The following is a 24076-nucleotide window of genomic DNA, read 5'->3' on the forward strand; positions in this document are numbered from 1 at the left end:
CTTCTCGGCACGGGATGGGCGAGCCCCCGGCTGCGGCGTTGTGTCCGCGTCCAGTGGAAGGGCTTGACGAGAGAAGCCTCAGCCGTCGTACGGTGATCTTCCAGGCGGTTCCCCGCCGGCAGGAACGACCTCAGACCCGATGAGGACACCCGCATGACGAAGTGCGAACGGACGGCGACCCGGTGAGGGTGCTCTACGTCCTGGTGATGGCCGTCGTCTTCTCGGCTCTCATCGTGGGCGGCATCCTGCTGCTCCCCGTCAGCACGACGGAGCCCGCCGACGTCCGCTTCTGGCTCGGCTCCCTCGCGGTGTTCCTCGCCACGGTGCCGGCGATCGCGCTCGGCGCCTTCGTGCAGTGGTGGCCGATCGAGCCCTGGCGACCCGCCGGTCGGCGTCCGCTGCTCCGGATGCTGATCCTCAGCGCGGCGGTCCAGCTCGTCGGAGCCGGCCTCGTCGTCTGGCTCGGCAGGACGGGCGGGCTGCCGCTCTCGGAGTCGCTCACCTTCGTCGGGGTCGTGGCGGCGGCGAGCGGCCTCAGCTTCGTCGCGGCGCGGGCCATCCGCCGGCGGGAGGCGCTGCGCCCCGCCGGCCCGCCCGCCGCCTGGACGCGCGAGGTCGTCGAGCGCAAGGCGGGCGTCGTGCGGCTCTGGATCTTCTGGACCCTGATGCTCGCCGCCGCCGTGCTCACCGCCCTCGTCGTCACGGGGGTCCTCCCCGTCGACCGCGAGCTCTGGCTCTTCGCCGCGATGGGCGCCTCGCTGGCCGCCCTCGCCGGCAGCGCCGCCTGCCTCTACGTCAGCTGGCCTCTCAACGCAGAGCTGCGAACCGCCCGCGGCGACCACCACAGCGACTTCTCCCGGATCAAGCGGGTCGTCACGGGGGGCAAGGACGAGCGGCTCTCCCCCGAGGGCCAGGTGCGCGCCATCCGCTGGGCGCGGGTGCTGACGACGTACCTGCCGTTCCAGATCGGGTACCTCACCCTCCTCTACGTGGCCCTGCTGCTCCAGCAGCTGCCCCCGGCGCTCGTTCCCGGTGGCGCGGACGGCCGGCCCCTCAACCTCGTGATCGCGGCGGCGCTGATCGTCGCCTACGCCGTCGTCCTCCCGGTGCTGGTGCGCCAGTGGCGGCGGGCGCGCAGGTACGCCGCGGAGCACGACGACGTGCTCGAGGAGAGCATCGCGTGAGAAGAAGGAGGCGCAACGGTGCGCACGCTGTACATCGCCGGACTGCTGATCCTGGACGCCGTCGTCCTGCTGCTCGGGGCGGGGGTGATGGCCTCGGCTGACCTCGACAAGGCGGGCACCGTCGGCGTGCTCGCCTCCGTGCCCACCCTCCTGCTCGCGCTGCCGCACCTCCCGGTCGCGCACGTCGAGCTGGGGGCGAGCGAGGAGCCCGAGAGCGCCCGGCAGCAGTCCCGGAGGGTGACGGCGCTGCTCGCCGCCGTCCTCACCGCCGCCGGAGGGGTCCCGCTGCTCACCGTCGCGGTGCTGACGCACGCCCACCTGGATCTGGCGGTCGCGGCGGTCGGGATCTCGGTCCTCGCGCTGCTCTACGCGCTCGGGCTCGGCGAGAAGGTGAGGGAGCGGGTGCAGGACCGCCGCGCCCACGCCCTCCTCCGCGCGGCCCAGTACCGCCGCCGCGGGGCCTGATCCGCCGCGGGCGACCAACTGGAGTGCGTCAGTAGCCGACCGGGCGGTGGGGCACGTAGTGCTTCTCGAGCCGGTCCAGCTCCTCGCGCGTCAGCTCCAGCTCGACCGCGGTGACCGCGTCGTCGAGGTGGCCGGGCTTGGTGGCGCCGACGATCGGCGCCGTCACGGCGGGCTGGGCCAGGACCCACGCGAGGGCCACCTGGGCGCGCGGCACCCCGCGCTCCGCTGCGACCTCGGCGACCGCCTGCGCGACGCGGCGGTCGGCGTCCTCTGCCTGCGTGTAGAGGGTGCGGCCGAAGTCGTCGCCGCTCGTGCGGGGCGTCTCGGCGTCCCAGTCGCGGGTGAGGCGGCCGCGGGCGAGCGGGCTCCACGGCATGACGCCGACGCCCTGGTCCCGGCAAAACGGGAGCATCTCCCGCTCCTCCTCGCGCATGATGAGGCTGTACTGCGGCTGCATCGACACGAAGCGGGTCCAGCCGTTGAGGTCGGCGACGTACTGCGCCTGAGCGAACTGCCACGCCGCCATCGACGACGCGCCGAGGTAGCGGACCTTGCCCGTCCGCACCACGTCGTGCAGCGCCTCCATCGTCTCCTCGATGGGCACCTCCGGGTCGTACCGGTGGATCTGGTAGAGGTCGATGTAGTCGGTGCGCAGCCGGCGGAGGCTGTCGTCGACCTGGGTGAGGATCGCGCCGCGGGAGAGCCCACTGCCGTTCGGACCGGGACCCATCCGCCCGTGCACCTTCGTCGCGATCACGAGCTCCTCGCGGCGCGCGAACTCGGGCAGGAGGCGGCCGAGGTAGTCCTCGCTGCTGCCCGCCGAGTAGACGTTCGCCGTGTCGAAGGTCGTGATGCCCGCCTCGATGGCCTGGCGGAGGAACGGACGGGTGCTGTCGAAGTCGAGCGTCCACGGATGCGAACCCTGGCCCGGCTCGCCGTAGCTCATGCAGCCGAGCACCACCCTCGACACCCGCAGACCGGAGTCCCCCAACCGCGCGTACTGCATGCCGGCCCCTTCCGCCTCGACCGGCGTCAGCCTAGACCGAAGGGTTCCGGGGGCTCGGGGCAAGCCCGCGCGGGCGCCCCCGCGGGAGGGCGAGAATCGGAGCATGACCACGACGTCCCACCTGTTCGTCGTGCGGGGCAACATCGAGCACCTCGCCTGCGACGCCTGGCTCCTCCCGACCGATGCACGCGCGCAGGTCACCGAGGCGTGGCGCACCGTGCTCCCCGACCTCTCCGAGCGCCTGCAACAGACGGACCTCGACGACCTGACCGAGGGCCGCTCCCTCGTGGCCGAGCTGGCCGGCAGCGACGGACGGCCCTCCCCCGTCCTCACCGTCGGGCCCTTCGAGGCGATCCGCTCCCCCGACGAGCTGCGGCCCGCCGTGCGGGCCTTCCTCGAGCTCGGCGCTGCGATCGCCGAGCGGAAACGATCCCAGGGGCTCGGCACCGCCCGGTACCGGCCCGTGCCCCTCCTCGCCCTGCCGTTCTTCGGCTCACGCGGCGGCGGCGGGAGCCTCACCCAGGGGTCCCTGCTCACCACCCTGCTCGACGAGGCCACGCAGACGGCGGGCCGGCTCGGCGCTGACGTCGTGCTCGTCCTCTCCGACGAGCCCGCCTACGCCCTCGCCCAGCAGCTGCGCCGCGGACGCGGGGACGCCTGGGACTGCCTCGCGCCCGGGCTGCTCAAGGAGGCGCAGCGCCTCGCCGCCGAGGCGCGGGACAACCGCCTGGTGCCCTTCATGGGTGCGGGCGTCAGCGTCACCGCCGGCGCGCCCAACTGGCCGGGGCTCATCGAGCGCCTCGCCGACGCGGTGCCGCTCGAGGAGTCCGAGCGCGCGAGCCTGCTCAGCCCCCGTCGCGACGCGCGCGACCAGGCCGCCTTCCTGCGGGCGGCGTTCCTCCGGGCCCCGGTCACCGAGGACGAGGACGGCGGGTTCGCGGCGGCGATCATCGATGCGGTGAGCGTCCGCCGCTACGGGCTCGCACCGGCGCTGCTCGCCTCGCTCCGCGCCGAGCAGGCCATCACCCTCAACTACGACGAGCTGTTCGAGCGGGCCGCCGCGGACGCCGGCCTCCCCCGCACCGTTCTGCCGGGGGACGGCGCCCCGGGGCCGCGCTGGCTCCTCAAGCTGCACGGCACCATCACCGACCGGTCGAGCATCGTGCTCACCCGGGACGACTACATCGGCTTCCACGCCGAGCGGGCCGCCTACAGCGCCCTCGTCGCCGCGACGATGATGACCCGGCACCTGCTCTTCGTGGGCTTCGGGCTCGCCGACGACCACTTCCACGAGATCGTGCACGACGTCCGCCGCGCGAGCGGCGAGCCGGGCATCTCGAAGATCGGCACCGTCCTCACCCTTCGCGACGATCCGCTGGAGGAGACGATCTGGCGGGACGACCTCCGCTTCGTGCGCGCGGAGACGACGGGCGAGCCGTCGCAGCACTCGTCGTCGCGGGCCCTCGAGGTGTTCCTCGACGCGGTGATGGCGTTCGCCACCGACCGGCACCCGTACCTCCTGGCCGAGGGCTTCGAGGACGGCCTCCACGAGGAGGAGCTGGTCCTGCGGAGCGAGCTCATGCGGCTGCACGAGCGGATCGGCGACGGCCCGCGGCGCACCTCGTCCTGGAGCCACATCGGGCAGACCCTGCGCGAGCTCGGCCTCGGCCACCGGGCCGACTGAGCGCGGCGGTCAATACAGGAAGATCGGCAGGAAGTCCGGGTTGTGGGCGTGCACGAGCACGAGGAAGACGAACAGGTCGAACAGCAGGTGCACGCTGACGACGTACGGCAGTGACCGGGTCCGGGTGAACAGGAACGCCTGCACGATCGCGAACGGGATCGTCAGGAGCGGCCCCCACTCCCGGTAGCCGAGCTCCCACAGGAACGAGACGAAGATGATCGCCTGCACGGGGATGGCGTGCCAGTCGGGCAGATGCCGGCGCAGCAGGGTGAACACGGTGCAGATGAAGAACAGCTCGTCCCAGATCCCGACCACGTTGACGCCGACGAAGAGCCGGGCGATCTCGTCCGGGGCCTCGACGGAGGGCCAGTTCCGGTACGCGCCCGAGTTGATGAAGTAGTTCGGCAGGATCAGCCAGGCGAGCACGACGGCGGCGACCAGCCACACCTTCTCGAGTGTCGTCCAGCGGTGTCCCTGCCGGATCGGGAACTGGATCGTCCTCCGATGGAACACCCGGCGCTCCAGCAGCCACGGCACGAGCACGGAAAGGGTGAGGACCGTGCCGAAGAGCGCCATGTTCGGGTAGTCCAGGTTCGCCTCGACCGAGATGCTCGCGACGATGGCGAGCCCGATGGCGATGAGCAGCAGGTCCTGGAAGAGCTGGCGGCCGACCAGCAGCGCCGCGGCGACGCTGACGGCGAGCACGGCGCCGCCGCCGGCGATCGCCGCGAAACCGAAGGTCTGCCGGAACCCGAACAGCAGCACGGCGGACGCCGCGACGCCGAGCGCCGGTGCGAGCGCCCAGGGGTTCCGCGGCGCCGTCCCGGCGTCCGCGGCCGGCGCAGGTGCGGGGGGAATCGACCGGGGAACCGCCGCGTCACTCGCCATGCCCTCAGCCTGCCAGGGCGGCACCCTCTCGCGCATCGGCTGCCGCCCCCGCCCGCTCGACGGCGGCGAGCAGGGCGGTCAGCCGGTCGCGGACCTCCTCGAGCTCGCCGACCGGGACGCCGAGCCGCTCGACGATGCGCCCGGGCACCGCCTCCGCCTGCTTCCGGAGCGCTCGTCCGCGGTCGGTGAGCGTGACGTCGAGGGCGCGCTCGTCGGCGGCGTTGCGGACGCGCGTGACGAGGCCGGCCGCCTCCAGCCGCTTGAGCAGCGGACTGAGCGTCGCGGGCTCGAGCAGCAGGGTGTCCGCGATGTCGCGCACGCGGCGGGGGCTGCGCTCCCAGAGCGCGAGCATCACGAGGTACTGGGGGTGCGTGAGACCGAGCGGCTCGAGGACGGGGCGGTACAGGCCGATGACGGAGCGGCTGGCCGCGGCGAGGGCGAAGCAGACCTGACGATCGAGGGCGAGCGGATCCTGCATGCGTCCAGAATAGCGAGTACACTAATCAATCGTGGACAAATCAGTTCGGATCAACCCGTACAAGGGCCTGCCCGGCTTCTGGAACCACTTCAACGCGCTCGTCTACAACTTCACGGGGCCGGCGCAGGTCGGCATCGGCGTCGGCCGCACCGAGCACCCCTACGTGCCGCCGGAGAACCCCGTCTGCCCACTGTGCTCGAAGCCCATGGCGGAGCACCGCGTCGTCCGCGGCACCGCCACCGTCCCCACGCGGGTGCACTGCCCCGTCTGATCCACCTTTCCTGCAACCGAACGGCCGCCTCGCAGCGGCACGCGGTTGCACAACAGTCGTCCGGTTGCAGGCGACCGGCGCGCCGGGGTCAGCGGCCGGGCAGTGAGGGCGCGATGTCCTCGACGATCGCCTCGAGCAGGCGGGCGTTGAAGTCGACGCCGAGCTGGTTCGGCACCGTCACGAGCACGGTGTCCGCCTCGCGGACCGCCGCATCCTGGGCGAGCTCCCGTGCGATCGCGTCCGGCTCGCCGATGTAGCTGCGGCCGAAGCGCGCGAGGCCGCCGTCGAGGTACCCGACCGTGTCGCTCGAGTCCTCCTCCGCTCGGGCACCGAAGTAGAGGCGCGTCTCGTCGTCGATGAGGGGCAGGATGCTGCGGCTCACCGAGACGCGGGGCTCCCGCTCGCAGCCGGCCGTCTTCCACGCTTCCCGGAACATGCGGATCTGCTCAGCCTGCAACTGGTCGAAGGGGACGCCGGTGTCCTCGGTGAGCAGCGTCGAACTCATCAGGTTGAGGCCCTGCTCTGCCGTCCAGACGGCCGTCGCGCGGGTGCCGGCGCCCCACCAGATGCGGTCGGCGAGGCCGGGCGACTGCGGCTCGATGGCGAGCGCGCCCGTGCGGCCCCCGGTCATCTGCGGGTTCGCGTTCGCCACGCCCGCGCCCTGGATCGCCGCGAGGAACAGGGCGGCGTGCTCCCGCGCCATGTCGGCGTCGGTGCTGCCCTCCCCCGGCACGTAGCCGAACGACTCGTAGCCGTGCAGCGCGGTCTCGGGTGAGCCGCGGGAGATGCCGAGCTGCAGTCGACCGCCGCTGAGCAGGTCGGTGGCCGCCGCCTCTTCCGCCGCGTAGAGGGGGTTCTCGTATCGGAAGTCGATGACGCCCGTGCCCAGCTCGATGCGCGACGTGCGCGCGGCCATGGCGGCGAGCAGCGGGAACGGCGACGCGAGCTGCGGCGCGAAGTGGTGCACGCGGACGTAGGCGCCGTCGGCGCCGAGCTCCTCCGCGGCCACTGCGAGCTCGACGGTCTGCAGCAGCGCGTCCGCCGCGGTGCGCACCACCGACCCGCGGACCGGCTGGTAACGCCCGAACGAGAGGAACCCGATGCGCTTCGTCACTTCCGGGTCAGCACGCGCGCCGTCACCGCTATTCCCGAACCCGCCCGCGGCGCTGCGGCTGCGGTGTGCGGTCGCGCCCGTATCGGCTCAACAGGAACGGAAGGGATTCAGCAGGCAGAACCGGCCCGGTTATGCCTGCTTAGCGCTCCCGGCACCTGCTGAACGCACTCGGCACCTGCTGAGCCCAGGGGCCACAGCGGGCGGGCGGGGGCCGTCGAAGGCCGAAGCCCCGCCCCAGACGAACCGGGACGGGGCTTCTCTGCGGATTCGCTCTCGCTACGCCTGGGGGCCGGCGAGCGAGCCGAGCAGCTGGGCCTTCGACATCGACGAGTAGCCGCGGACACCGCGCTCCTTGGCGAGGGCGCGCAGCTGGGCGACCGTCCACGAGCTGTCGGGACCGTTCTCGCTGACGGAGGGGGCGACGAATGGGGCGTCCGCCGCCTGAGCCGGGGCACTGTCCTCGAGCGCCGGGTCCTCTGCGGCGACCGGCTTCGGCGCCTTCTTCTTCGCGGCGGGCTTGCGGATCGCCTTCGCGGCCTCGGGGCTCGCCACCTCGAGCGGCTCGGAGACGGGCTCGGCCTCGGGTGCGACCTCGGCGGCGGGCGCGGAGTTCTCGGCCGGGGCTGCCTCTGCGGTGACCTCCTCAGCGGCAGGCTGCTCGGCGGCAGGCTGCTCGGCGGCAGGCGCCTCGGTCACGGTCTCCTCGACGCCCGGAGCCTCCGTCGTCGCCGTCGCAACGACCGGCGGCTCCGGTACAGGCGCGGGAGCGACCTCGCCCGCGGGCGCCTCGTCGACGGAGGTCTGGAGCTCGGCGGGCGCCGGCGTGGCGGCGTCCTGGGCGCGGCGGCGGCCGGCCACCTTCTTCCAGGCCCCCTTGAGCGAGGCGAGCACGCCCGTCTTCGGCCCACCGTCCTGAATGTTCGCGGCCACGATTCCCCTTTCGAAGTCGACGACCATTGTGCCTTTCACGGCTGATCTTCAGCGGAAGAGGGACGGCCATGTCGCGGAAACCGCGGAACTTCGGGGGCAGACGGCGGACGAGCTCGAGGCGACGGCGACCGCGCTGGAGGCGCTAGGGCTCCCGGTTCGCGCGCTCCGTGCGGGCCTCCGCGCGCGACCTGCGCCCCGCCGGCTGAGCTATGTCGGAGGCCGCGGGTAGCGTTCCTGGAGCACCGCGAGGAAGGAGGCGATCCGGATGTTCGTCCGCAACGACGTCGTGCACTACAGCGCCAGCGATCTGACGGCCGCCGTGACCTGCGAGTGGGCGCTGATGCGCCTGCTCGACGCGAAGCTCGGGCGCATCCCGGCGGTACAGGAGCCCGAAGACCTCATGCAGGCGCGCGCCGCCGTGCTCGGGGGCACCCACGAGGAGCGCACCCTCGCCGCCTACCGGGAGCAGTTCGGGAAGCACACGCCGGGCGTGCCCGGCGGCGTCGCCGAGATCCCGCGCCCCGAGCCCTCCACCGACGCCGACGCGCTCCGCGCCGCCATGGCGCTCACCGTGCAGGCGATGCGCGACGGCGCCCAGGTCGTCTTCCAGGGCACCTTCTTCGACGGCCGCTTCGTCGGCTTCGCCGACTTCCTCGTCCGCACCGAGACCCCCGACGGCAGCGTCTACGAGGTCTACGACACCAAGCTCGCCCGCCGCGCCAAAATCTCGGCCCTGCTCCAGCTCGCCGCCTACGCGCTGCAGCTGAAGGCGCTCGGCATCCCCGTCGGCGACGAGGTGCACCTGCTCCTCGGCGACGGCAGCACCTCCACCCACCGGCTCGCCGACATCCTGCCCGTGTACCGCGACCGCATCGCCCGCCTCCTGCACATGATCGACGAGCGGGTCGCCGCCGGGGAGCCCCTGCCCTGGGGCGCCCCCGGCTACACCGCCTGCGGACGCTGCGCCGCCTGCTCCGAGCAGGTCGAGGCGACCCGCGACGTGCTGCTCGTCGCGCGGCTCACGAGCGGCCAGCGCCGCCACCTCGCCGACGCCGGCATCACCACCATCGACCAGCTCGCCGCGAGCGAGGGAGCCGTCGACGGGATCGGGCCCGCCACGCTCGAGAAGCTGCGCGACCAGGCGCGCATGCAGCTCTCCGCGCCGCCGGTCGAGCCCGGCGCTCGCCCGGCCGTCCGCTACCGCGTGCACGACACCGCCGGGCTCGCCGCGCTCCCCGCCCCCGACGACGGCGACATCTTCTTCGACTTCGAGGGCGATCCGCTCTGGACCGACGGCGACCCGCGGTTCTGGGGTCTCGAGTACCTCTTCGGCATCATCGACCACGACGGCGAGCGGGAGCACTTCCGGCCCTTCTGGGCGCACGACCGCGCCCAGGAGAAGCAGGCGCTGCTCGACTTCCTCGGCTTCGTCACCGAGCGCCGCCGCCGGCACCCGGGCATGCACATCTACCACTACGCCGACTACGAGCGCAGCCACCTGCAGCAGCTGTGCGCGCGGCACGGCGTCGGCGAGGCGATGCTCGACGAGCTGCTGCGCGAGCACGTGTTCGTCGACCTCTACCCGGTCGTCATGCACAGCATCCGCATCTCCGAGCGCTCCTACAGCCTGAAGAAGCTCGAGCCGCTGTACATGGGCGACGAGCTGCGCGAGAGCGACGTCACGAACGCGGCCGACTCGATCGTCGCCTACGTCGACTACACGCTCCTGCGCGACGCGGGGCGCGAGCACGAGGCCGCCGAGCAGCTCGCCGAGATCGAGGAGTACAACCGGTACGACTGCGTCTCCACCCTGCGCCTCCGCGACTGGCTCCTCGCTCGCGCGGACGAGGCCGGCATCGGCCGCCGTCGCGACGTGCTCCTCGACGAGCCCCGGGAGTCGCGCATCGCGGGCGACGAGGACCGCGTCCGGGATCGCCTCCTCGCCGCCATCGAGGGCATCGCGTCGATCGATCGCACCGCCGACCAGCAGGCCATCGCCCTCGCCGCCGCGGCGATCGAGTACCACCGGCGCGAGGACAAGACCTATTGGTGGGAGCACTTCAACCGCGAGATCACGCCGCTCGAGGAGTGGGCCGACCAGCGCGAGGTGCTCGTGGTCGAATCCGCGGAGGTCGTGTCCGACTGGGAGCTGCGCGGCCGGAAGAAGTCGGAGAGCCGCATCCTCCGGCTGCGCGGACGGCTCGCGCCCGCCAGCCGCCTCGACGTGGGCGCTCAGCCGCACGCCATGTACGACGGGCCGGTGCCGCCGGGGTGCGCCGCGGTGCCCGAAGGTCAGCGCGGTGAGCACGACGCGACCGACGTCATGGCCGTCACCGAGACCGCCGACGGCACGGAGGTGCTCCTCGAGGAGACCGCCGGCGAGGGCGTGGACCTGTGGACCGCCCTGCCGATCGCGCTGACGCCGGCGCGGCCGATCAACACCTCCGCGCAGCGGAGGGCGATCCTCGAGTGGGGCGAGGAGGTGGTGGGCGGCCTGCCCGCGCTCGGCCCCGGCGCGGCGCTCGACCTGCTCCGCCGACGGCCCCCTCAGCTGCACGACGGCGGGCTCGACCCGATCGTCGGCGGCGACACCGTCAGCGCCATCACCGGGTCCCTTCGCCGCCTCGACCGCTCCTATCTGGCGGTGCAGGGCCCTCCCGGCTCCGGGAAGACCTTCGTCGGCGCGAGCGTCATCGCCCGGCTCGTCGAGGAGGGCTGGAAGATCGGCGTCGTCGCGCAGTCGCATGAGGTCGTCGAGAACGTGCTGCGGCGGGTGGTCGGCTTCGGCGTCGACCCGTCGCGCGTCGGCAAGCGCTCGCCCAAGCGGGGCTACGAGACGCCGCCCGAGTGGACGGTGCTCACCGACAACAAGCAGGTCATCCCGTTCATCCTCGCGAACAAGCAGGCGGGCTTCGTGCTCGGGGGCACCGCCTGGGACTTCGCCAACGCCTCCAAGGTCCCGCGCAACGTGCTCGACCTGCTCGTCATCGACGAGGCCGGACAGTTCTCGCTCGCCAACACCATCGCGGTGGGCACGAGCGCCCGGCGCCTGCTGCTGCTCGGCGACCCGCAGCAGCTGCCGCAGGTCAGCCAGGGCCTGCACCCCGAGCCGGTCGACGAGTCCGCGCTCGGCTGGCTCTCGGACGGGCACGACGTCCTGCCGGCCGGGCTCGGCTACTTCCTGTCGGAGACCTGGCGGATGCACCCCGCGCTCTGCGCGGCGGTCTCCGACCTCTCCTACGAGAACCGTCTCACCTCGCGGCTGCCGGAGACCACCGACCGCGTGCTCGAGGGCGTCCACTCGGGACTGCATCCCGCCCCGGTGATCGCCTCCGGCAACGCGACGGAGTCGCCCGAGGAGGTCGCTCGCGTCCTGGAGCTGGTCCGGTCGCATGTCGGCCTGCCGTGGACGGATCCGTCCGTCGGCCGAGTCCGCGACCCGCTGCGGCCCGACGACATCATCGTCGTCGCGCCGTACAACGCGCAGGTCGCGCTGATCCGCCGGGCCCTCGACGACGCCGGCTTCCGGGAGACGCCGGTCGGCACGGTGGACAAGTTCCAGGGCCAGGAGGCGCCCGTCGCCATCGTGTCGCTGACGGCCTCGAGCGCCGACGACGTGCCGCGCGGGATCGCGTTCCTGCTGCTGCGCAACCGGCTCAACGTCGCGGTGTCGCGCGCGAAGTGGGCCGCGTACCTCGTGCACTCCCCCGCCCTCGCCGACTACCTGCCGCACACCCCGGACGCCCTCGCCGAGCTGGCCGGCTTCCTGCGGCTCACCGGAGGCAAGCCCGAGCCGGAGCCCCAGTCCGTCCGCTGACCGACGCGGATCGGCGGCCGACCCGCTCCAGTCGCGGGGCGGTCAGCCGCCGATGCTGAAGCGGTCGGTGAAGTCGCCTCCCGTGGCGGGCACGAACCGGGCGGACAGCTCTGCGGGCGTGAGGGTGACCTCGAGGGACCCCCACGTCGCGTCCTCTCCCGCGCCGTGCGTCGCCACCATGTACGGCGCCTCCGGATCGTCCTCGTACACCTCACGCAGGTCCTGCCCGCCGGTGCCGACCGTGGCGAAGACGGTGCCCGCGCCCTTTTCGAGCGTGTCGCCCTCGTCGGCGACGCAGTCGGCGGAGTACTCGCCCGACCGGATCGCCGCGCAGCCGCCGCCGGTCGCGAGCTGTGCGGTGCGCTGGTAGAGGTGCTCGTGCCCGCTCAGCACCAGGTCGACCCGCTCGTCGACGAGGAGGTCGATGATGTCCTCCCCCGGATCGCACCTGTACTCGCCGATGGACAGGCAGGGCTTGTGCATCGCCACGACGACCCAGGGGATGTCGGCGTCCCGGGCGCCCTCGATCGCCTCCTGCGCCCACTCGTACTCGCTGCTGCCCTCGTCGTACGAGTCCGTGCCGTCGGGGAAGGTGAGCCCCGGCGAGATCAGCACGAACCGGGCGATCGGCGCCTCCTGGGGGACGTCGACGTAGTACTGACGCGCGTACGTCCCGACGGCGCCGGGCAGCTGGTTCGGCAGGCACGCGGCGAAGTCGTTGATCACTCCGTCGCTGCCATCGCTCTCGTGGTTGCCGGCGAGCAGCTCGAACGGGAAGCCCGCCCCGACCGCGTCGACGACCATCCGGCACCACGCCTGCTCCTCGCCGGGGTCGCCGTAGGAGAGGTCGCCGAGCGCGATGTGCAGGTCGGGATCGAGGTCCGCGATGCCCTCGAAGACGGCCTCGGCCTTGCTCGAGTCGTTGAAGTCGCCGGACGTGGTGAAGACGAGCTCCGACTCCTGCTGCTGGTCGGTCTGCCGCGCGTCCGGCTCCGGGCCCGCCGAAGCCCGCTCGAGCAGCAGCGGGATGGCCGCGCCCGCGCACAGCACGGCGAGCAGCACCCCCACGATGGCGACGACCCGCCGGACCTTCATCGCCTGCCCCTCCGACTCCGGACGCATCGACGCTGTCCCGGGCCGCCAGGGTACGCGTGCCGGACGGTGATCGGGCAAGAGGCGCACGGACCGGCGCGTCGCGGGCGCACCCGCAACCCCTTGCCGCTGCCGCGGCGGGACAGTTGAGTCGGAACGCACCGGCTGCCCGAGCAGCCGCGGAAGGAGCACTCATGAGCACCCCCAACAGCGAGCGGCCCGCCGACACCGAGGTGGACCAGCAGCCGACCGTCGCGTCCGTCGCGGCCGTCGCCTCCACGACGGACGACCTGGAGGCCGCGCAGCCGAGCCACCCGGATCGACCCGTCGGCGTCAACGTCGACACCGCCTCACTCGGCACGGAGGCGGACGCGACAGAGGACCTGGCGCCCGAGGACGACCTGGGCGAGGACTCCGACGAGGCGCTCGGCGCCGCTCAGACGGACGCCGCCGACAGCCGGGAGGCGTGACCTGCCGGGAGGGCCGTCAGTCCGGCCCTCCCGGCACCGGTGTCCTCGATCAGGACGCGCCGACCGCCTTCGCCTCGGCGACCGCGCCCGCGACACCCTCCCGCCACGGATCGCCATGGCCGGGCAGCACGATGTGCGCTCCCGTCGCCTCGAGCGCGGCGAGCGAGGTCAGCGCCTGCCTGCTGTCCGCCGTGGCCGCCCCGCACACGACCCGCGGGCCGCGCTCACCCGTGTAGGGGTCGAGGGTGACGAGGGCATCGCCCGTGATCAGCACGTCCCGATCGGGCAGGTGCAGCGCGCAGTGTCCGAAGGTGTGGCCCGGCGAGAAGACGGCGACAGGGTGACCCGGGACATCGATGACCTCGCCCTCGACGATCGGCACCAGCCCGGCGACGCCGGGCACCGTCCACGCTCCCGCGAGACTCATCGCGGTGAGGATCGGCACCCCCTTCGGGTGCTGGATCGGGTAGATGCTGCGCGGGTTCTCGTGGGCGTAGCGATACGGGTGCCGCGCGATGTAGCCCTCGTACGGGTGCGCCCAGACCGGCACATCCCACTCCTCGCGGATGCGGCGCGCGAAGCCGAGGTGGTCGAAGTGGGCGTGCGTCAGCACCAGGGCCTCGACCTGCGCGGGGCGGAACCCGATGGCGTCGAGGGCGTGCTCGAGGACGGGCCAGGTGGCCGGGAACGCGGCGTCGACGATGGTCAGCGCGTTCCCCTCCTCGACGAGGTACGAGTTCACATAGGCGTGGGACAGCCGGTGGATGCCGGGGGCGACATTCCGGATCAGGGCCGGACCTCTGTCGGATGCTCTGCGCGCTGCCATGGGGCCTCCTCGCTCGGGTACGGCCACGCTAGCGGGCCCTTCCGGGCGCATCCCAGGGGGTTGCGGTCGCGACTCCGTCAACCCCTCCGCTCGATTCAGACGGCTCCCAGACTTCGGGAGAAAGGTGGCGACCGCACATGTTCCCGACTGCGAAAGCGAGGCAACACATGGGGCTCGACGACAAGATCCGCAACGCCGCCGATGAGGCGGGCGGCAAGGCCAAGGAGAGCGTCGGAAAGTCGACCGGCGACGAGCGGCTGGAGGCTGAGGGCAAGGGCGACCAGACGGCCGCGAGCCTGAAGCAGGCCGGCGAGAAGGTCAAGGACGTCTTCAAGTAGGCACTGCCGATTTCGACGGAGGGGCCATCGGGAACGGTGGCCCCTCCGTGCTATACGGACCGCTGCCGGGCCGGAGGACGCCCCCAGCGGAAACATCGAGGAAGGAACAGGCGGATGTCAGGACAGGGATCGAACCACGTCAATCCGAAGCTGGACGACCAGATGAAGCACGAGGCGCAGCCCATCGTGCAGGGACACGGACCCGCGCACGTCGAGGAGTGGCGTCAGACGGTCGCCTACCCCGACGACACCGACAGCGCCGAGGTCCAGGCGGCGTCGGGCATCGACGGTCCCCTTCAGCCGGCGTCGGACGAGCTCGCCGAGGGCGAGGTGACCGAGGCAGAAGACCGCTCCTGACCGTCCCACCCGCACCATCTGGACCCGCCGGCTGCGGTCGGCAGAGGAGGAAGACATGGCTTCGCACACCGCCACCCCGTTCGCCGAGCTCGGCGACTCGCTCCGGGAAGGAGGGTCCTGGATCACCGTCTACACGGACGCCTCGATGGACACATCCGATCCCCGCGGCGTCGCTCAGGCACGGCGGCGGTCGGTGCTCGACCGGCTGAAGGCGGAGGGCGTGCCCGGCGAGCAGCTCGCCACACTGGGCGACGCGCTCGAGGGGACGGACGGGATGCCGAGCCCGATCACCCGCTACGTGCTGATGCACGACGGGGAGATCGTGTGCAACCTGCTCTTCCCGGGTGCCCCCAACGCGCCGGAGCTCGCCGAGGTCGGCCCCGCACCGCGTCTGGTCCCGCTCGTCACCGCTCGTACGGAGGAGTTCGTCTATCTCGTGGTCGAGGCGTCCCGCGACGGCGGCGACGTGAGCGTCTTCCGCTCGACGCAGGTCATCCCCGAGGTGACCGAACAGACGCAGGGCCGCACCGATGCGATCAAGAAGTTCCAGGGCGGCGGCTGGGCCCACCTGCGGTTCCAGCACCACACCGAGGACATCTGGCGGCAGAACGAGACGGAGCTCGCCGCGGTGGTCGACCGCCTCGCCGACGAGCACGGCGCACGGCTGATCCTCCTCGCCGGCGACGTCCACGCCCGCCAGCTGCTCGTCGAGCAGCTCGCGATTCGCAACAAGGAGCTCGTCGTCCAGCTGAACGCGAACACGCGGCCGGAGGGCGCCTCCGAGGAGACCCTCGACGCGTTCGTCGACGAGCAGCTCGACAAGCTGCGGGCCGCGGACGAGGCGGCCGACCTCGACAGGCTCCGCCAGGAGCTCGGCCGCGACGGCGGAGCCGCGGAGCGGGGTGTCGGCTCCATCGTCCACGCGGTCCGGCAGGCGCAGGTCGACACCCTGTTCCTCGACCCGGCCGCCCTCGAGGACCGCACCCTGCTCGCGCTCGACGCGGAGCCCTGGGTGGCGACCGCGCCCGAGGACGCGGAGCCGGCCGGCATCCTCGGCTCGGTGCCCGCGGCCGACGCGCTGATCCGCGCCGCCGCCCTCACCGACGCGAACGTGCGCATCGTGTCCGGTCCCGTGATGCCGGACGGCTCGGGAGTCGCGGGGACGCTCCGGTGGAGCTCCGCCGCCAACACGGGAGGCTGACACCTCTCTGCCACAGCCGCCGCCCGCCCGGTAGGGGGTTGTCCGAGCGGGCGGCGGGTGAGGAGACTGGGGCACCGGCACGCCGGCACAGCAGCGGTGGGAGAGGTGCGTCATGAGGATTCCCGAGTCCCGGGGTGCCGCGAGCGCGGCGCTCTTCGAGGTGTTCCGCTCCGTCCCGGGGACCCCTGAGGCCGCCCGGGCACGAGCCGAGCTCGAGTCGGCGGTCGATGAGGCGATCGAGGCGAGCAGTGCGATCGTCCGCGACGAGGACCTGCAGCTGACCCTGTTCTGCATGTACGAGCTCGCCTATGGCGGCATCGACGGTGTGGCCGACCTCGAGTGGGATCCGGGCCTCATCGCTGTGCGCTCGGGAATCGAGGCAGCTTTCGAGGCGGAGCTCCGGACGACCGTGCCGGTGCCGCCACGGCCTGAACCGAACGGGGCCGACCTCGCGGCGGCGCTCTTCGAGCTGACAGCTCCGACGCCGGGGCCGAGCCTCTCCCGTTTCGTGGCGAAGCAGGCGACGGATGAGCAGCTCCACGAGTTCCTCGTGCAGCGCTCCGTCTACACGCTGAAGGAGGCGGACCCGCACAGCTGGGCCATCCCGCGGCTCCGCGGCCGCGCGAAGGCGGCGCTGGTCGAGATCCAGGCGGACGAGTACGGCGGCGGCCGTCCGCAGCGGATCCATGCCGAGATCTTCGCGCGGACGCTCCGCGGCGCCGGTCTCTCCGACGAGTACGGGCACTACGTGGACCACGTTCCCGCGATCACGCTCGCATCGCTCAACCAGATGTCGATGTTCGGCCTGCACCGGAGGCTGCGTGGCGCGGTCGTCGGGCACCTCGCGGCCTTCGAGATGACGTCAGCGCTGCCCAACCGGATGTTCGGCAACGGGTTCCGGCGTCTCGGCTACGACGAGGACGTCACCTGGTACTTCGACGAGCACGTCGAGGCGGACGCCGTGCACGAGCAGATCGCCGCGCGCGACCTCGCGGGCGGCCTCGTGGACTCGAACCCCGAGCTGCTCGACGACATCCTCTTCGGCGCAGCCGCCAGCCTCGTGGTCGACGGCTGGATGGCCGAGCACATCCTCTCCTGCTGGACGGCGGGGCGCTCCTCGCTGAGGGTGCCGCTCGTCGTCGCGGCGTGAGCGGCGCCCCCGCCGAGCGGATCGCGGCCGAATACGTCCTCCCCCTGCGGTGGAGCGATGACGCGGGCCTCGGCGAGCTGACCGCCTATCTGCGGGGGCTTTCGGACATCGTCGACGTGACGGTCGTCGACGGCTCCCCCGCCGACGTCTTCGCGGAGCATGCGTCGGCGTGGTCCGGACTGGTCCGGCACGTTCCCCCCGATCCGAATCCCTTCGCGAACGGGAAGGTCGCCGGGGTCCTGACGGGTGTCCGCCTCGCCCGATGGGACGCGATCGTGCTCGCCGACGACGACGTGCGGTACGACGAGCCGGGCCTTCGGCGACTCGTCGGACTGCTCGCGGGCGCCGACGCGGTGCGCCCGCAGAACGTCTTCTCCCCGCTGCCCTGGCATGCGCGGGAGGACACCGCGCGCTCCCTGATCAATCGGGCGTTCGCCGCCGACTACCCGGGCACGCTCGGCCTCCGCCGCTCGGTTCTCCAGAACACGGGCGGCTACGACGGGGACGTGCTGTTCGAGAACCTCGAGCTGCTGCGCACCATCCGGGCCGTCGGGGGCCGCGAGCTGAGCGCACCGGATCTCTACGTCCGCCGGCTGCCGCCGACCGCCCGGCACTTCCTGGGGCAGCGGGTGCGGCAGGCGTACGACGACTTCGCCCAGCCCGCTCGCCTCGTCGCGGAGCTCGCCCTCCTGCCGGCCGCCCTCCTCGCCCTGCGTCGCCCCCGGCTGCTCCTGCTCGCCGCGGCGGGCGCCATCGCTCTGGCCGAGGTGGGCCGCAGGCGGCACGGCGGCGCGCGGGTGTACCGGCCGACCGCCGCGCTGTGGGCACCCGTCTGGGTCGCGGAGCGGGCCGTCTGCGTGTGGCTCGCGCTCGCCCGCCGGCTCACGGGCGGGGTGCCCTACGCCGGAGGGCGGCTCCGCAGCGCCGGCACCCCGATGCGGGTGCTGCGGCGGCGTCTCGCCGGACAGCCGCACTCGGCGTAACGTGAGGGGCGTGGAGGGCGACGGCGCACACCGAGGAACCGACGCGCAGGTGGTCGCCTGCCCGGACGGCCCGTTCCTCGTCCGCGGCGACGTCGAGATCGTCACCCCCGACGGCGAGCCGATCCCCCGCCGCCGCTCGACGGTCGCGCTGTGCCGGTGCGGCATGTCGACGATCAAGCCGTTCTGCGACGGCACCCACCGCCTCACCGGCTTCCGCACCGACTGACGGCCGTACCCGTGGAGGAGGCCGCACACCGGCCGGCTCGAAGAGGGCGGCCCTCGCAGCACCACCTCGTCCTCGATCACCGGATGGCCGGGCCTGCGGGCTCTTCTCAATCACCGGGGTGCTCAAGCAGCGGGCGAGCCGGACACCACCACAGGGGCGAGGTTCCAGGCCTCCACCCGCACGCGCCAGGGGGCTGATCGGTTCAAGGAGGCCCTCGCAGCTCGCGTGTCGTCGCGCGGACGCAGCTTCGGGCGCTGGTCCGTCTGGGAGGCGTCCGCAAGCCCCCTGACAGCGAGGCCGGGAGTGCCTAGCGTGGGACAGTCGAAGGGAGACGCCATGGGTTTCTGGGGAAACGGGCCCGAGCACGGCCTCGAGTCCATCGACCGGCCCCTCGGCCGGCTGGAGGTGGTGCACACCTTCGATGCCGGTCCGATGCCGACCGGGGTCAGCGTGTCCGCCACCGGCCGCATCTTCGTGAACTACCCGAAGTGGGGTGACGAGGTGCCCGCCACCGTCGTCGAGCTCGTCGAGGGAGTGCCGAAGCCGTACCCGTCGCCCGAGTGGAATTCGCCGTCCTCGGACACCGACCCGGAGGCGCTCGTCTCGGTGCAGAGCATCGTCGTCGACCCGGTGGACCGGCTCTGGATCCTCGACACCGGCAGCCCGCTGTTCCAGCCGACCGCGCACGGCGGACCCAAGCTCGTGTGCGTCGATCTCGACACCGACGAGGTGGCCCAGGTCATCCTCTTCGACGAGCACGTCGCCCTGCCGACGACCTACCTCAACGACGTGCGCTTCGACCTCCGGCGGAACGAGGCCGGGGTCGCCTACATCACCGACTCCTCGGACCAGGGGCGGAACGGCATCATCGTCGTCGATCTTGCGACGGGCGACTCGTGGCGCCGCCTCGACGACCATCCCTCGACCAAGGCGGAGCCGGCGGACCGGTTCGCGCCCGTCGTCGAGGGCCGCGTGTTCCGGGAGCGGACCCCCGAGGGCGAGGTATCGCCCGTGGCCATGGGCGCCGACGGCATCGCGATCTCGGCGGACGGATCCCGCCTCTGGTATTGCCCGCTCGCCTCGCGGCACTGGTACTCGGTGAGCACCGACGCGCTCGTCGACCGCCGCGTCAGCGACGAGGACGTCGCCGCCACAGTGGTGGACGAGGGCGACAAGGGCGGCGGCAGCGACGGACTCGAGACCGACGACGCCGGCCACCTCTACGCGACGAGCTACGAGCACAACGCGGTGCTGCGCCGCCTCCCCTCCGGCGAGCTGCAGACCGTCGTGCACGACGAGCGCCTGCTCTGGCCGGACACGATGTCCGTCGCCGCCGACGGCTACCTCTACGTCACGGCGAACCAGCTGCACCGGCAGGCCAAGTACCAGGGCGGCGCGGACCTCCGCACCTATCCCTACTACCTCTTCCGCGTCGGGATCGGCGCGGGACCCGTGCTCCTGCGCTGAGCAGGAGCATCGACACCGCGAAGGAGGCAATCCATGCAGACCGAGAAGCCGTCGCAGGCCGAGGGCGACGATCCGGCCGACAACTCGACCGAGCACGAGGTCCTGGACGGCGGCGGCAAGCCGTCGCAGGCGGAGGGAGAGGACGCCTGATGCGTCAGAGCTTCCCCCAGTGGCTCGCCGACCAGACCGGCCGGGACGACGAGGTGGGCCGGTTCGCGCAGCGCACCGCGCAGCGCGGCGACCTGCCGGAGCACGGCGGCAAGCCGATCTTCGACGGGTACTTCGAGACGACGAAGGAGCAGGACGTCTACGAGCTCGCCTGGTCGGAGTTCGAGGCCGTGCCGAACCCGGGCGGCGCCCGCTCGGAGTCCTGAGGGGCGGGCGCGCCGCACGCGCGGCGCGCCCCTCCTCTCCCGCTCGCCGCGCTCAGGCGGAGGCGAGCTCCGCGCCGGCCGACCAGACGCGGAGTGCCTCGTCCCACCGGTCGCCGGACCCCGCCGACACCCGAAGGCGCACCTCGGTCACGATGGCGGCTGCGCCGCTGCCGCCGGCGAGCGCCCAGAAGAGGTCGGCGTCCGAGGCCGCGTCGACCTGCAGGAATCGGCCCTCCGACGTGACCACCTCGAAGCCCGCCACATCCGCGAAGCCGAGGGAGCGCACGACCGAGCCGTCGCCGGGGACGAGGTCCTCCGGGAAGGGGCTGAGCCCGTAGCCGGCCGCCTCAGCGAGGACGTCCGACCACCGCGCTCCCGCCTGGACTCGGGCGATGCGCGCCCCCGGGTCGATCTCGACGCCGCGCAGTCCGGACGTCAGGAGCAGCACGGCACCGCTCACGCTCGCCGGCATGCGCAGGCTCGACGACGACACCACGACGGGCCGGTCGTGCAGGCGCGCCACCCGGACAGCGAAGGCGACGTCCTCGGGCGTCCGGGCGGCGACGATCCCGGCAGGACGTCCGCGGAACCCGGCGCGGCGCACCGTGCGCGCCACCCGGTCGTTCCGGGGATCGTGGACGAGGCCGGTGATGCTGGCGCGCAGGTCGGGCAGAAGGTCGGACGGGGCGGAGGACATCGGGAAGCCTTTCGGGTGAGGACGTGGAGCCATGCTCCTGCGCTCTCCCCCACCCCCGCGGGCGCCCACGTGTCGTGCAACAGCACTGCAAGCCGCCGCCCGGATGATTGCAATCCCGCGGGGTCAGGCGAGACCCGAGACCGCCGACATCGCCCGCTCGAGCGGGCCCTTGCCGAGGAAGACGCGCCAGACCGCGGCGAACACGAGGCTGCCGACCACGAGGCCGGCGAGGAGGATCCACTCCTCCGCGGCGGTCGCGCCGCCCGGGTGCGCGCCCTCGAAGACGGCGAGCACGAGGATCTGGGCGGTGTAGACGGACAGCGGCATGCGTCCCACCGAGCCGAGCGGCCAGAGCGCGCGCGCCGGCAGGCTCCCGTTCGCGGTGGCGAGCAGGAGCACCCCGATCACCGCGATCGCGAGCCCGCCGGCGCCGAATCCCTCCCAGAGGGTGTTCGAGTGGGCGGACGCGTCCCGGTCGAAGAGGATGGCGCCCCCGTAGCCGAAGGCGGAGGCGGCCGCGCCGCCGACCGCCATGGCGGCCTGCGTGGTCCGGCGACGCAGATCCGAGCGCGCGACGATCAGCCCGACGAGCACGTACCCGAGCCAGAGCAGCCCCGGGTAGTAGCCGGTGACGAACCACTCGGTCGGCAGCCACAGCAGCAGGTCCCCGCCGATCAGCTCCCGGGGACTGGCCGGCGCCTCCGCGAGCACCGCGGTGCCGACGGTCGCGCAGGCCAGCGCGAGGGGAGCCAGGACCGCCCTCGGCGCGAACAGCACGGGCAGCAGCACCAGGAAGAACACCCCGTAGTAATCGAGGATGATCGCGATCCCGCTGTCGAGCGTCCACAGGAACAGGCCGAGCAGGATCAGCGCGATCCCCCGCAGAGCCACGCTCCCGGCGAGCTTCCGCCGAGAGCCGCGCGGCGCGGGAGACGCTCCCCCGGTGACCAGACCGAGGGACACGCCCGCGAGGGTCGCGAACAGGACGGACGAGCGGCCGTCGGCGAGGTTCTCCGTCTCGCCGTCGGGCAGCACGTGCGCGACGAACATGCCGAGCACCGCGATCCCGCGGGCGATGTCGACGCCGTCGATCCGGCTCCCGCCGTCAGCAGGGCGCGCGCCGCCGATCGGGCTCGCGCCGTCGATCCGGCTCGCAGGGGTCGGCATGTGGTTCAGCCTAGGAGCGGGGCGCCTCCAGGTCCGCTGAGCGCCACACGGGCGCGGCGCCGCCCCACAGCTGACCGGCGGACGGCCAATCGTCGTGCCCGGGCAGCGCGGGCGCGGCGTAGGTGAGCCGACCGCTCGGCGTGACCCGCTGCACGAGCGTCGGAGCGAGGGAGCCGGGCGGCGCGGGATCGGGCCGCGGCGCGGCGAGCAGGGCAGCCGCGATCCCGGCGAGCGACGTCTCGGCCACGTAGGCGCCGCCGACCTCGGAGCGGCGCCGGAGCAGCGCGAGGACGGCGGCGGCGAGCAGGTAGCCCGCGGAGTGGTCGAGGGCCTGGGCGGGAAGGGCCCCCGGCGTGCCGTCGGCCGCCGCGGTGACGGCCGCGATCCCGGACGCGGCCTGCACGATGCTGTCGAAGCCGCGTCGCGAGGACCAGGGGCCGGCGCCGCCCCAGGCACTGAGCCGCGCGACGACGATGCCGGGCCGGCGCTCGGCGAGCGCCCCGGGTGCGAGGCCCAGCGCGTCGAGCGCTCCCGGCCGGTAGCCGGTGACGACGACGTCCGCCTGCGCCAGCAGCCGGTCGAAGGCTTCCCGGTCGGTCCGCAGGTCGAGGAGCGCCGACCGCTTCCCCATGCTCGTGACGAGCCACTGGTCGACGGGCTCCGGCAGCGCGGGCGGATCGATGCGCAGCACGTCGGCGCCGAGCAGCGCGAGCGTCTGAGTCGCGACAGGACCCGCGATCACGCGCGTGAGATCGAGGACGCGGACTCCGGCGAGCGAGCCGGGCGAGGGCAGCGGCCGCGGATCCGCGTCGCCGATCCGCCGCGTCGCGAGGATCGGCGCTGCACCGGCGGCGGCGCCCTGCGGCGTCGCCGACCAGGCGTCGGGCGTCCGCACGGCCGCGGCGACCCCGCCGACCTCGGCGATCCGCTGCTCCGCCTCGAGGGACGGAAGCGCGCGCAGTGCCGCTCGCGCGTCGTCACGACCGGACTCGGCAGGCAGGCGGAGCGCGCGGACGAGGGCGGCGCGGTGGTGCGGGTAGTTGGCGTGGGTGCGGAGCCAGCCGTCGGCGGTGGGATGGAACCCGGACAGGTCGGCCCACCAGTCGGGCGCGACGCCGTCCCTGAGGAAGTGCTTCTCGCCGGTGTAGGCGGTGGCGACCCGCTGGGGATCGAGGGCGACGGGAGCGGGATCGGTTCCGATCAGGAGCGCGGCCTCGAGTGCCGCGGCCGCCACCGCGTCGTGGGCCAGCCGCCCGACGGGCAGCGGCGAGGGCAGGAGCGGCAGCACCTCGTCGCCCGAGGAGCGGATGAGCCGCGCTGCGTCCCGGCCTTCGCCGAGCGCGTCCAGGACGGCGGGCAGGAAGGGCGAGCTCGGGCGGTCGTCGGTCATGTGCGCGTCCTCAGCTAGGAGGGGGTGTCGGCCTCGGTCCAGGTGGCCACGCTGCTGTTGTCGGCGGCGTAGGCGCATTCCGCGGACACGAACTCTCCGGCGAGGGCGCGCGGCAGCCAGAGTCGCGCGTCGTCCCACATCTCGTCGAGGGGCAGGTCGCCGACCGGGAACCACGCGGGGTCGAGCTCGGCGCTCGGCACCGGCTCCCCCGCCCACTCCCGGGCCAGGAAGGCGGTCGACGCCTGGCTCCACGCGGGGCGGTGCGGGAAGTCGTAGGACAGCCGCGCCACCGGCTGGAGCGCGCCGACGGCGACGCTGATGCCGACCTCCTCGAGCACCTCGCGCGCGGCGGCCTCGGCGGCGGTCTCGTCGCCCTCGAGCTTGCCGCCCGGCCCGACCACGCGGCCCGCCCCGAGTCCCGTCAGCTTCCGGCCGAGCAGCACCTCGTCGCCGCCACGCGTGCTGCGCAGCAGGTACGTGACGGCGACTTCGAACATCGTG

Annotated in this window: 25 protein-coding genes; 14 read left to right on the forward strand and 11 right to left on the reverse strand. The window is 73.1% G+C overall.

Annotation, left to right across the window (positions count from 1 at the left end; all coding sequences use genetic code 11):
• Window positions 1-182 precede the first annotated feature (182 nt).
• Both J3P36_RS01865 and J3P36_RS01870 read left to right on the forward strand, forming a co-directional pair.
• Window positions 183-1184, forward strand: a complete 1002-nt coding sequence (locus tag J3P36_RS01865) for a hypothetical protein (RefSeq protein WP_210505567.1) — start codon at window positions 183-185, stop codon at window positions 1182-1184.
• A gap of 18 nt (window positions 1185-1202) precedes the next feature.
• Complete coding sequence (locus J3P36_RS01870) at window positions 1203-1649, forward strand: hypothetical protein (RefSeq protein ID WP_210505568.1); 447 nt, start codon at window positions 1203-1205, stop codon at window positions 1647-1649.
• Between the two features lie 28 nt (window positions 1650-1677).
• On the opposite strand, the gene J3P36_RS01875 is transcribed toward J3P36_RS01870, so the two are convergent.
• On the reverse strand, window positions 1678-2655 hold the full coding sequence (locus J3P36_RS01875; protein WP_210505569.1) for an aldo/keto reductase: 978 nt from the start codon (window positions 2653-2655) through the stop codon (window positions 1678-1680).
• A 103-nt stretch (window positions 2656-2758) separates the two neighbouring features.
• On the opposite strand from J3P36_RS01875, the gene J3P36_RS01880 reads away from it, so the two are divergent.
• Window positions 2759-4339 (forward strand): SIR2 family protein, encoded by a 1581-nt coding sequence (locus J3P36_RS01880; protein ID WP_210505570.1) that lies wholly within the window; start codon window positions 2759-2761, stop codon window positions 4337-4339.
• 9 nt (window positions 4340-4348) lie between these two features.
• On the opposite strand, the gene J3P36_RS01885 is transcribed toward J3P36_RS01880, so the two are convergent.
• Both J3P36_RS01885 and J3P36_RS01890 read right to left on the reverse strand, forming a co-directional pair.
• A complete protein-coding gene (locus J3P36_RS01885) occupies window positions 4349-5227 on the reverse strand; it encodes a CPBP family intramembrane glutamic endopeptidase (RefSeq protein ID WP_210505571.1) in 879 nt (292 codons plus the stop codon).
• Window positions 5228-5231: 4 nt separating this feature from the next.
• Window positions 5232-5705 carry a MarR family winged helix-turn-helix transcriptional regulator gene (locus J3P36_RS01890; protein ID WP_210505572.1) on the reverse strand — a complete coding sequence of 158 codons (474 nt, stop codon included), beginning with the start codon at window positions 5703-5705 and terminating at the stop codon, window positions 5232-5234.
• A 31-nt stretch (window positions 5706-5736) separates the two neighbouring features.
• Between J3P36_RS01890 and J3P36_RS01895 the strand changes: the two genes are divergently transcribed.
• The gene (locus tag J3P36_RS01895) at window positions 5737-5976 is read left to right on the forward strand and encodes a hypothetical protein (protein WP_210505573.1); all 240 of its coding nucleotides are present in this window, start codon (window positions 5737-5739) and stop codon (window positions 5974-5976) included.
• An 88-nt stretch (window positions 5977-6064) separates the two neighbouring features.
• Here J3P36_RS01895 and J3P36_RS01900 read toward each other — a convergent pair whose 3' ends face one another.
• Entirely contained in the window at window positions 6065-7090 is a 1026-nt protein-coding gene (locus tag J3P36_RS01900) for an LLM class flavin-dependent oxidoreductase (RefSeq protein WP_210505574.1), read from the reverse strand.
• 276 nt (window positions 7091-7366) lie between these two features.
• A complete protein-coding gene (locus J3P36_RS01905; protein ID WP_210505575.1) occupies window positions 7367-8020 on the reverse strand; it encodes a Rho termination factor N-terminal domain-containing protein in 654 nt (217 codons plus the stop codon).
• A gap of 265 nt (window positions 8021-8285) precedes the next feature.
• On the opposite strand from J3P36_RS01905, the gene J3P36_RS01910 reads away from it, so the two are divergent.
• Window positions 8286-11837, forward strand: a complete 3552-nt coding sequence (locus J3P36_RS01910; RefSeq protein WP_210505576.1) for a bifunctional RecB family nuclease/DEAD/DEAH box helicase — start codon at window positions 8286-8288, stop codon at window positions 11835-11837.
• A gap of 42 nt (window positions 11838-11879) precedes the next feature.
• Here the strand turns inward: J3P36_RS01910 and J3P36_RS01915 are convergent, their stop codons facing one another.
• Window positions 11880-12932, reverse strand: a complete 1053-nt coding sequence (locus J3P36_RS01915) for a metallophosphoesterase (RefSeq protein ID WP_210505577.1) — start codon at window positions 12930-12932, stop codon at window positions 11880-11882.
• Window positions 12933-13123: 191 nt separating this feature from the next.
• Here J3P36_RS01915 and J3P36_RS01920 point away from each other — a divergent pair, with 191 nt between their 5' ends.
• Window positions 13124-13399, forward strand: coding sequence for a hypothetical protein (locus J3P36_RS01920; RefSeq protein WP_210505578.1), 276 nt, complete (start codon window positions 13124-13126; stop codon window positions 13397-13399).
• A gap of 49 nt (window positions 13400-13448) precedes the next feature.
• Here J3P36_RS01920 and J3P36_RS01925 read toward each other — a convergent pair whose 3' ends face one another.
• A complete protein-coding gene (locus J3P36_RS01925; protein WP_210505579.1) occupies window positions 13449-14225 on the reverse strand; it encodes an MBL fold metallo-hydrolase in 777 nt (258 codons plus the stop codon).
• Window positions 14226-14392: 167 nt separating this feature from the next.
• Between J3P36_RS01925 and J3P36_RS01930 the strand changes: the two genes are divergently transcribed.
• From J3P36_RS01930 to J3P36_RS01965, 8 genes are all read left to right on the forward strand, one after another.
• Entirely contained in the window at window positions 14393-14563 is a 171-nt protein-coding gene (locus J3P36_RS01930; protein WP_210505580.1) for a CsbD family protein, read from the forward strand.
• A gap of 114 nt (window positions 14564-14677) precedes the next feature.
• Complete coding sequence (locus tag J3P36_RS01935) at window positions 14678-14920, forward strand: hypothetical protein (RefSeq protein WP_210505581.1); 243 nt, start codon at window positions 14678-14680, stop codon at window positions 14918-14920.
• Window positions 14921-14975: 55 nt separating this feature from the next.
• Window positions 14976-16121 carry a Vms1/Ankzf1 family peptidyl-tRNA hydrolase gene (locus J3P36_RS01940; RefSeq protein WP_210505582.1) on the forward strand — a complete coding sequence of 382 codons (1146 nt, stop codon included), beginning with the start codon at window positions 14976-14978 and terminating at the stop codon, window positions 16119-16121.
• Window positions 16122-16233: 112 nt separating this feature from the next.
• Entirely contained in the window at window positions 16234-17271 is a 1038-nt protein-coding gene (locus J3P36_RS01945) for an iron-containing redox enzyme family protein (protein ID WP_210505583.1), read from the forward strand.
• A complete protein-coding gene (locus J3P36_RS01950) occupies window positions 17268-18254 on the forward strand; it encodes a glycosyltransferase family 2 protein (protein ID WP_210505584.1) in 987 nt (328 codons plus the stop codon). Before J3P36_RS01945 ends, J3P36_RS01950 begins: the two co-directional genes overlap by 4 nt.
• 10 nt (window positions 18255-18264) lie before the next feature.
• The gene (locus J3P36_RS16705; protein WP_210505585.1) at window positions 18265-18480 is read left to right on the forward strand and encodes a CDGSH iron-sulfur domain-containing protein; all 216 of its coding nucleotides are present in this window, start codon (window positions 18265-18267) and stop codon (window positions 18478-18480) included.
• A gap of 336 nt (window positions 18481-18816) precedes the next feature.
• On the forward strand, window positions 18817-19947 hold the full coding sequence (locus J3P36_RS01960; protein WP_210505586.1) for an L-dopachrome tautomerase-related protein: 1131 nt from the start codon (window positions 18817-18819) through the stop codon (window positions 19945-19947).
• Between the two features lie 149 nt (window positions 19948-20096).
• Window positions 20097-20321, forward strand: coding sequence for a hypothetical protein (locus J3P36_RS01965; protein ID WP_210505587.1), 225 nt, complete (start codon window positions 20097-20099; stop codon window positions 20319-20321).
• A gap of 52 nt (window positions 20322-20373) precedes the next feature.
• Here J3P36_RS01965 and J3P36_RS01970 read toward each other — a convergent pair whose 3' ends face one another.
• From J3P36_RS01970 to J3P36_RS01985, 4 genes are all read right to left on the reverse strand, one after another.
• On the reverse strand, window positions 20374-21018 hold the full coding sequence (locus J3P36_RS01970) for an FAD-binding oxidoreductase (RefSeq protein WP_210505588.1): 645 nt from the start codon (window positions 21016-21018) through the stop codon (window positions 20374-20376).
• Window positions 21019-21141: 123 nt separating this feature from the next.
• A complete protein-coding gene (locus tag J3P36_RS01975; RefSeq protein WP_210505589.1) occupies window positions 21142-22185 on the reverse strand; it encodes a DUF418 domain-containing protein in 1044 nt (347 codons plus the stop codon).
• A 10-nt stretch (window positions 22186-22195) separates the two neighbouring features.
• Window positions 22196-23575: a CoA transferase gene (locus tag J3P36_RS01980; protein ID WP_210505590.1), complete on the reverse strand. Its 1380-nt coding sequence runs from the start codon at window positions 23573-23575 to the stop codon at window positions 22196-22198.
• Window positions 23576-23589: 14 nt separating this feature from the next.
• A complete protein-coding gene (locus tag J3P36_RS01985) occupies window positions 23590-24072 on the reverse strand; it encodes an 8-oxo-dGTP diphosphatase (protein ID WP_210505591.1) in 483 nt (160 codons plus the stop codon).
• Window positions 24073-24076 lie beyond the last annotated feature (4 nt).

This window comes from Naasia sp. SYSU D00057 (genome assembly GCF_017916505.1).
Classification (GTDB): domain Bacteria; phylum Actinomycetota; class Actinomycetes; order Actinomycetales; family Microbacteriaceae; genus Naasia.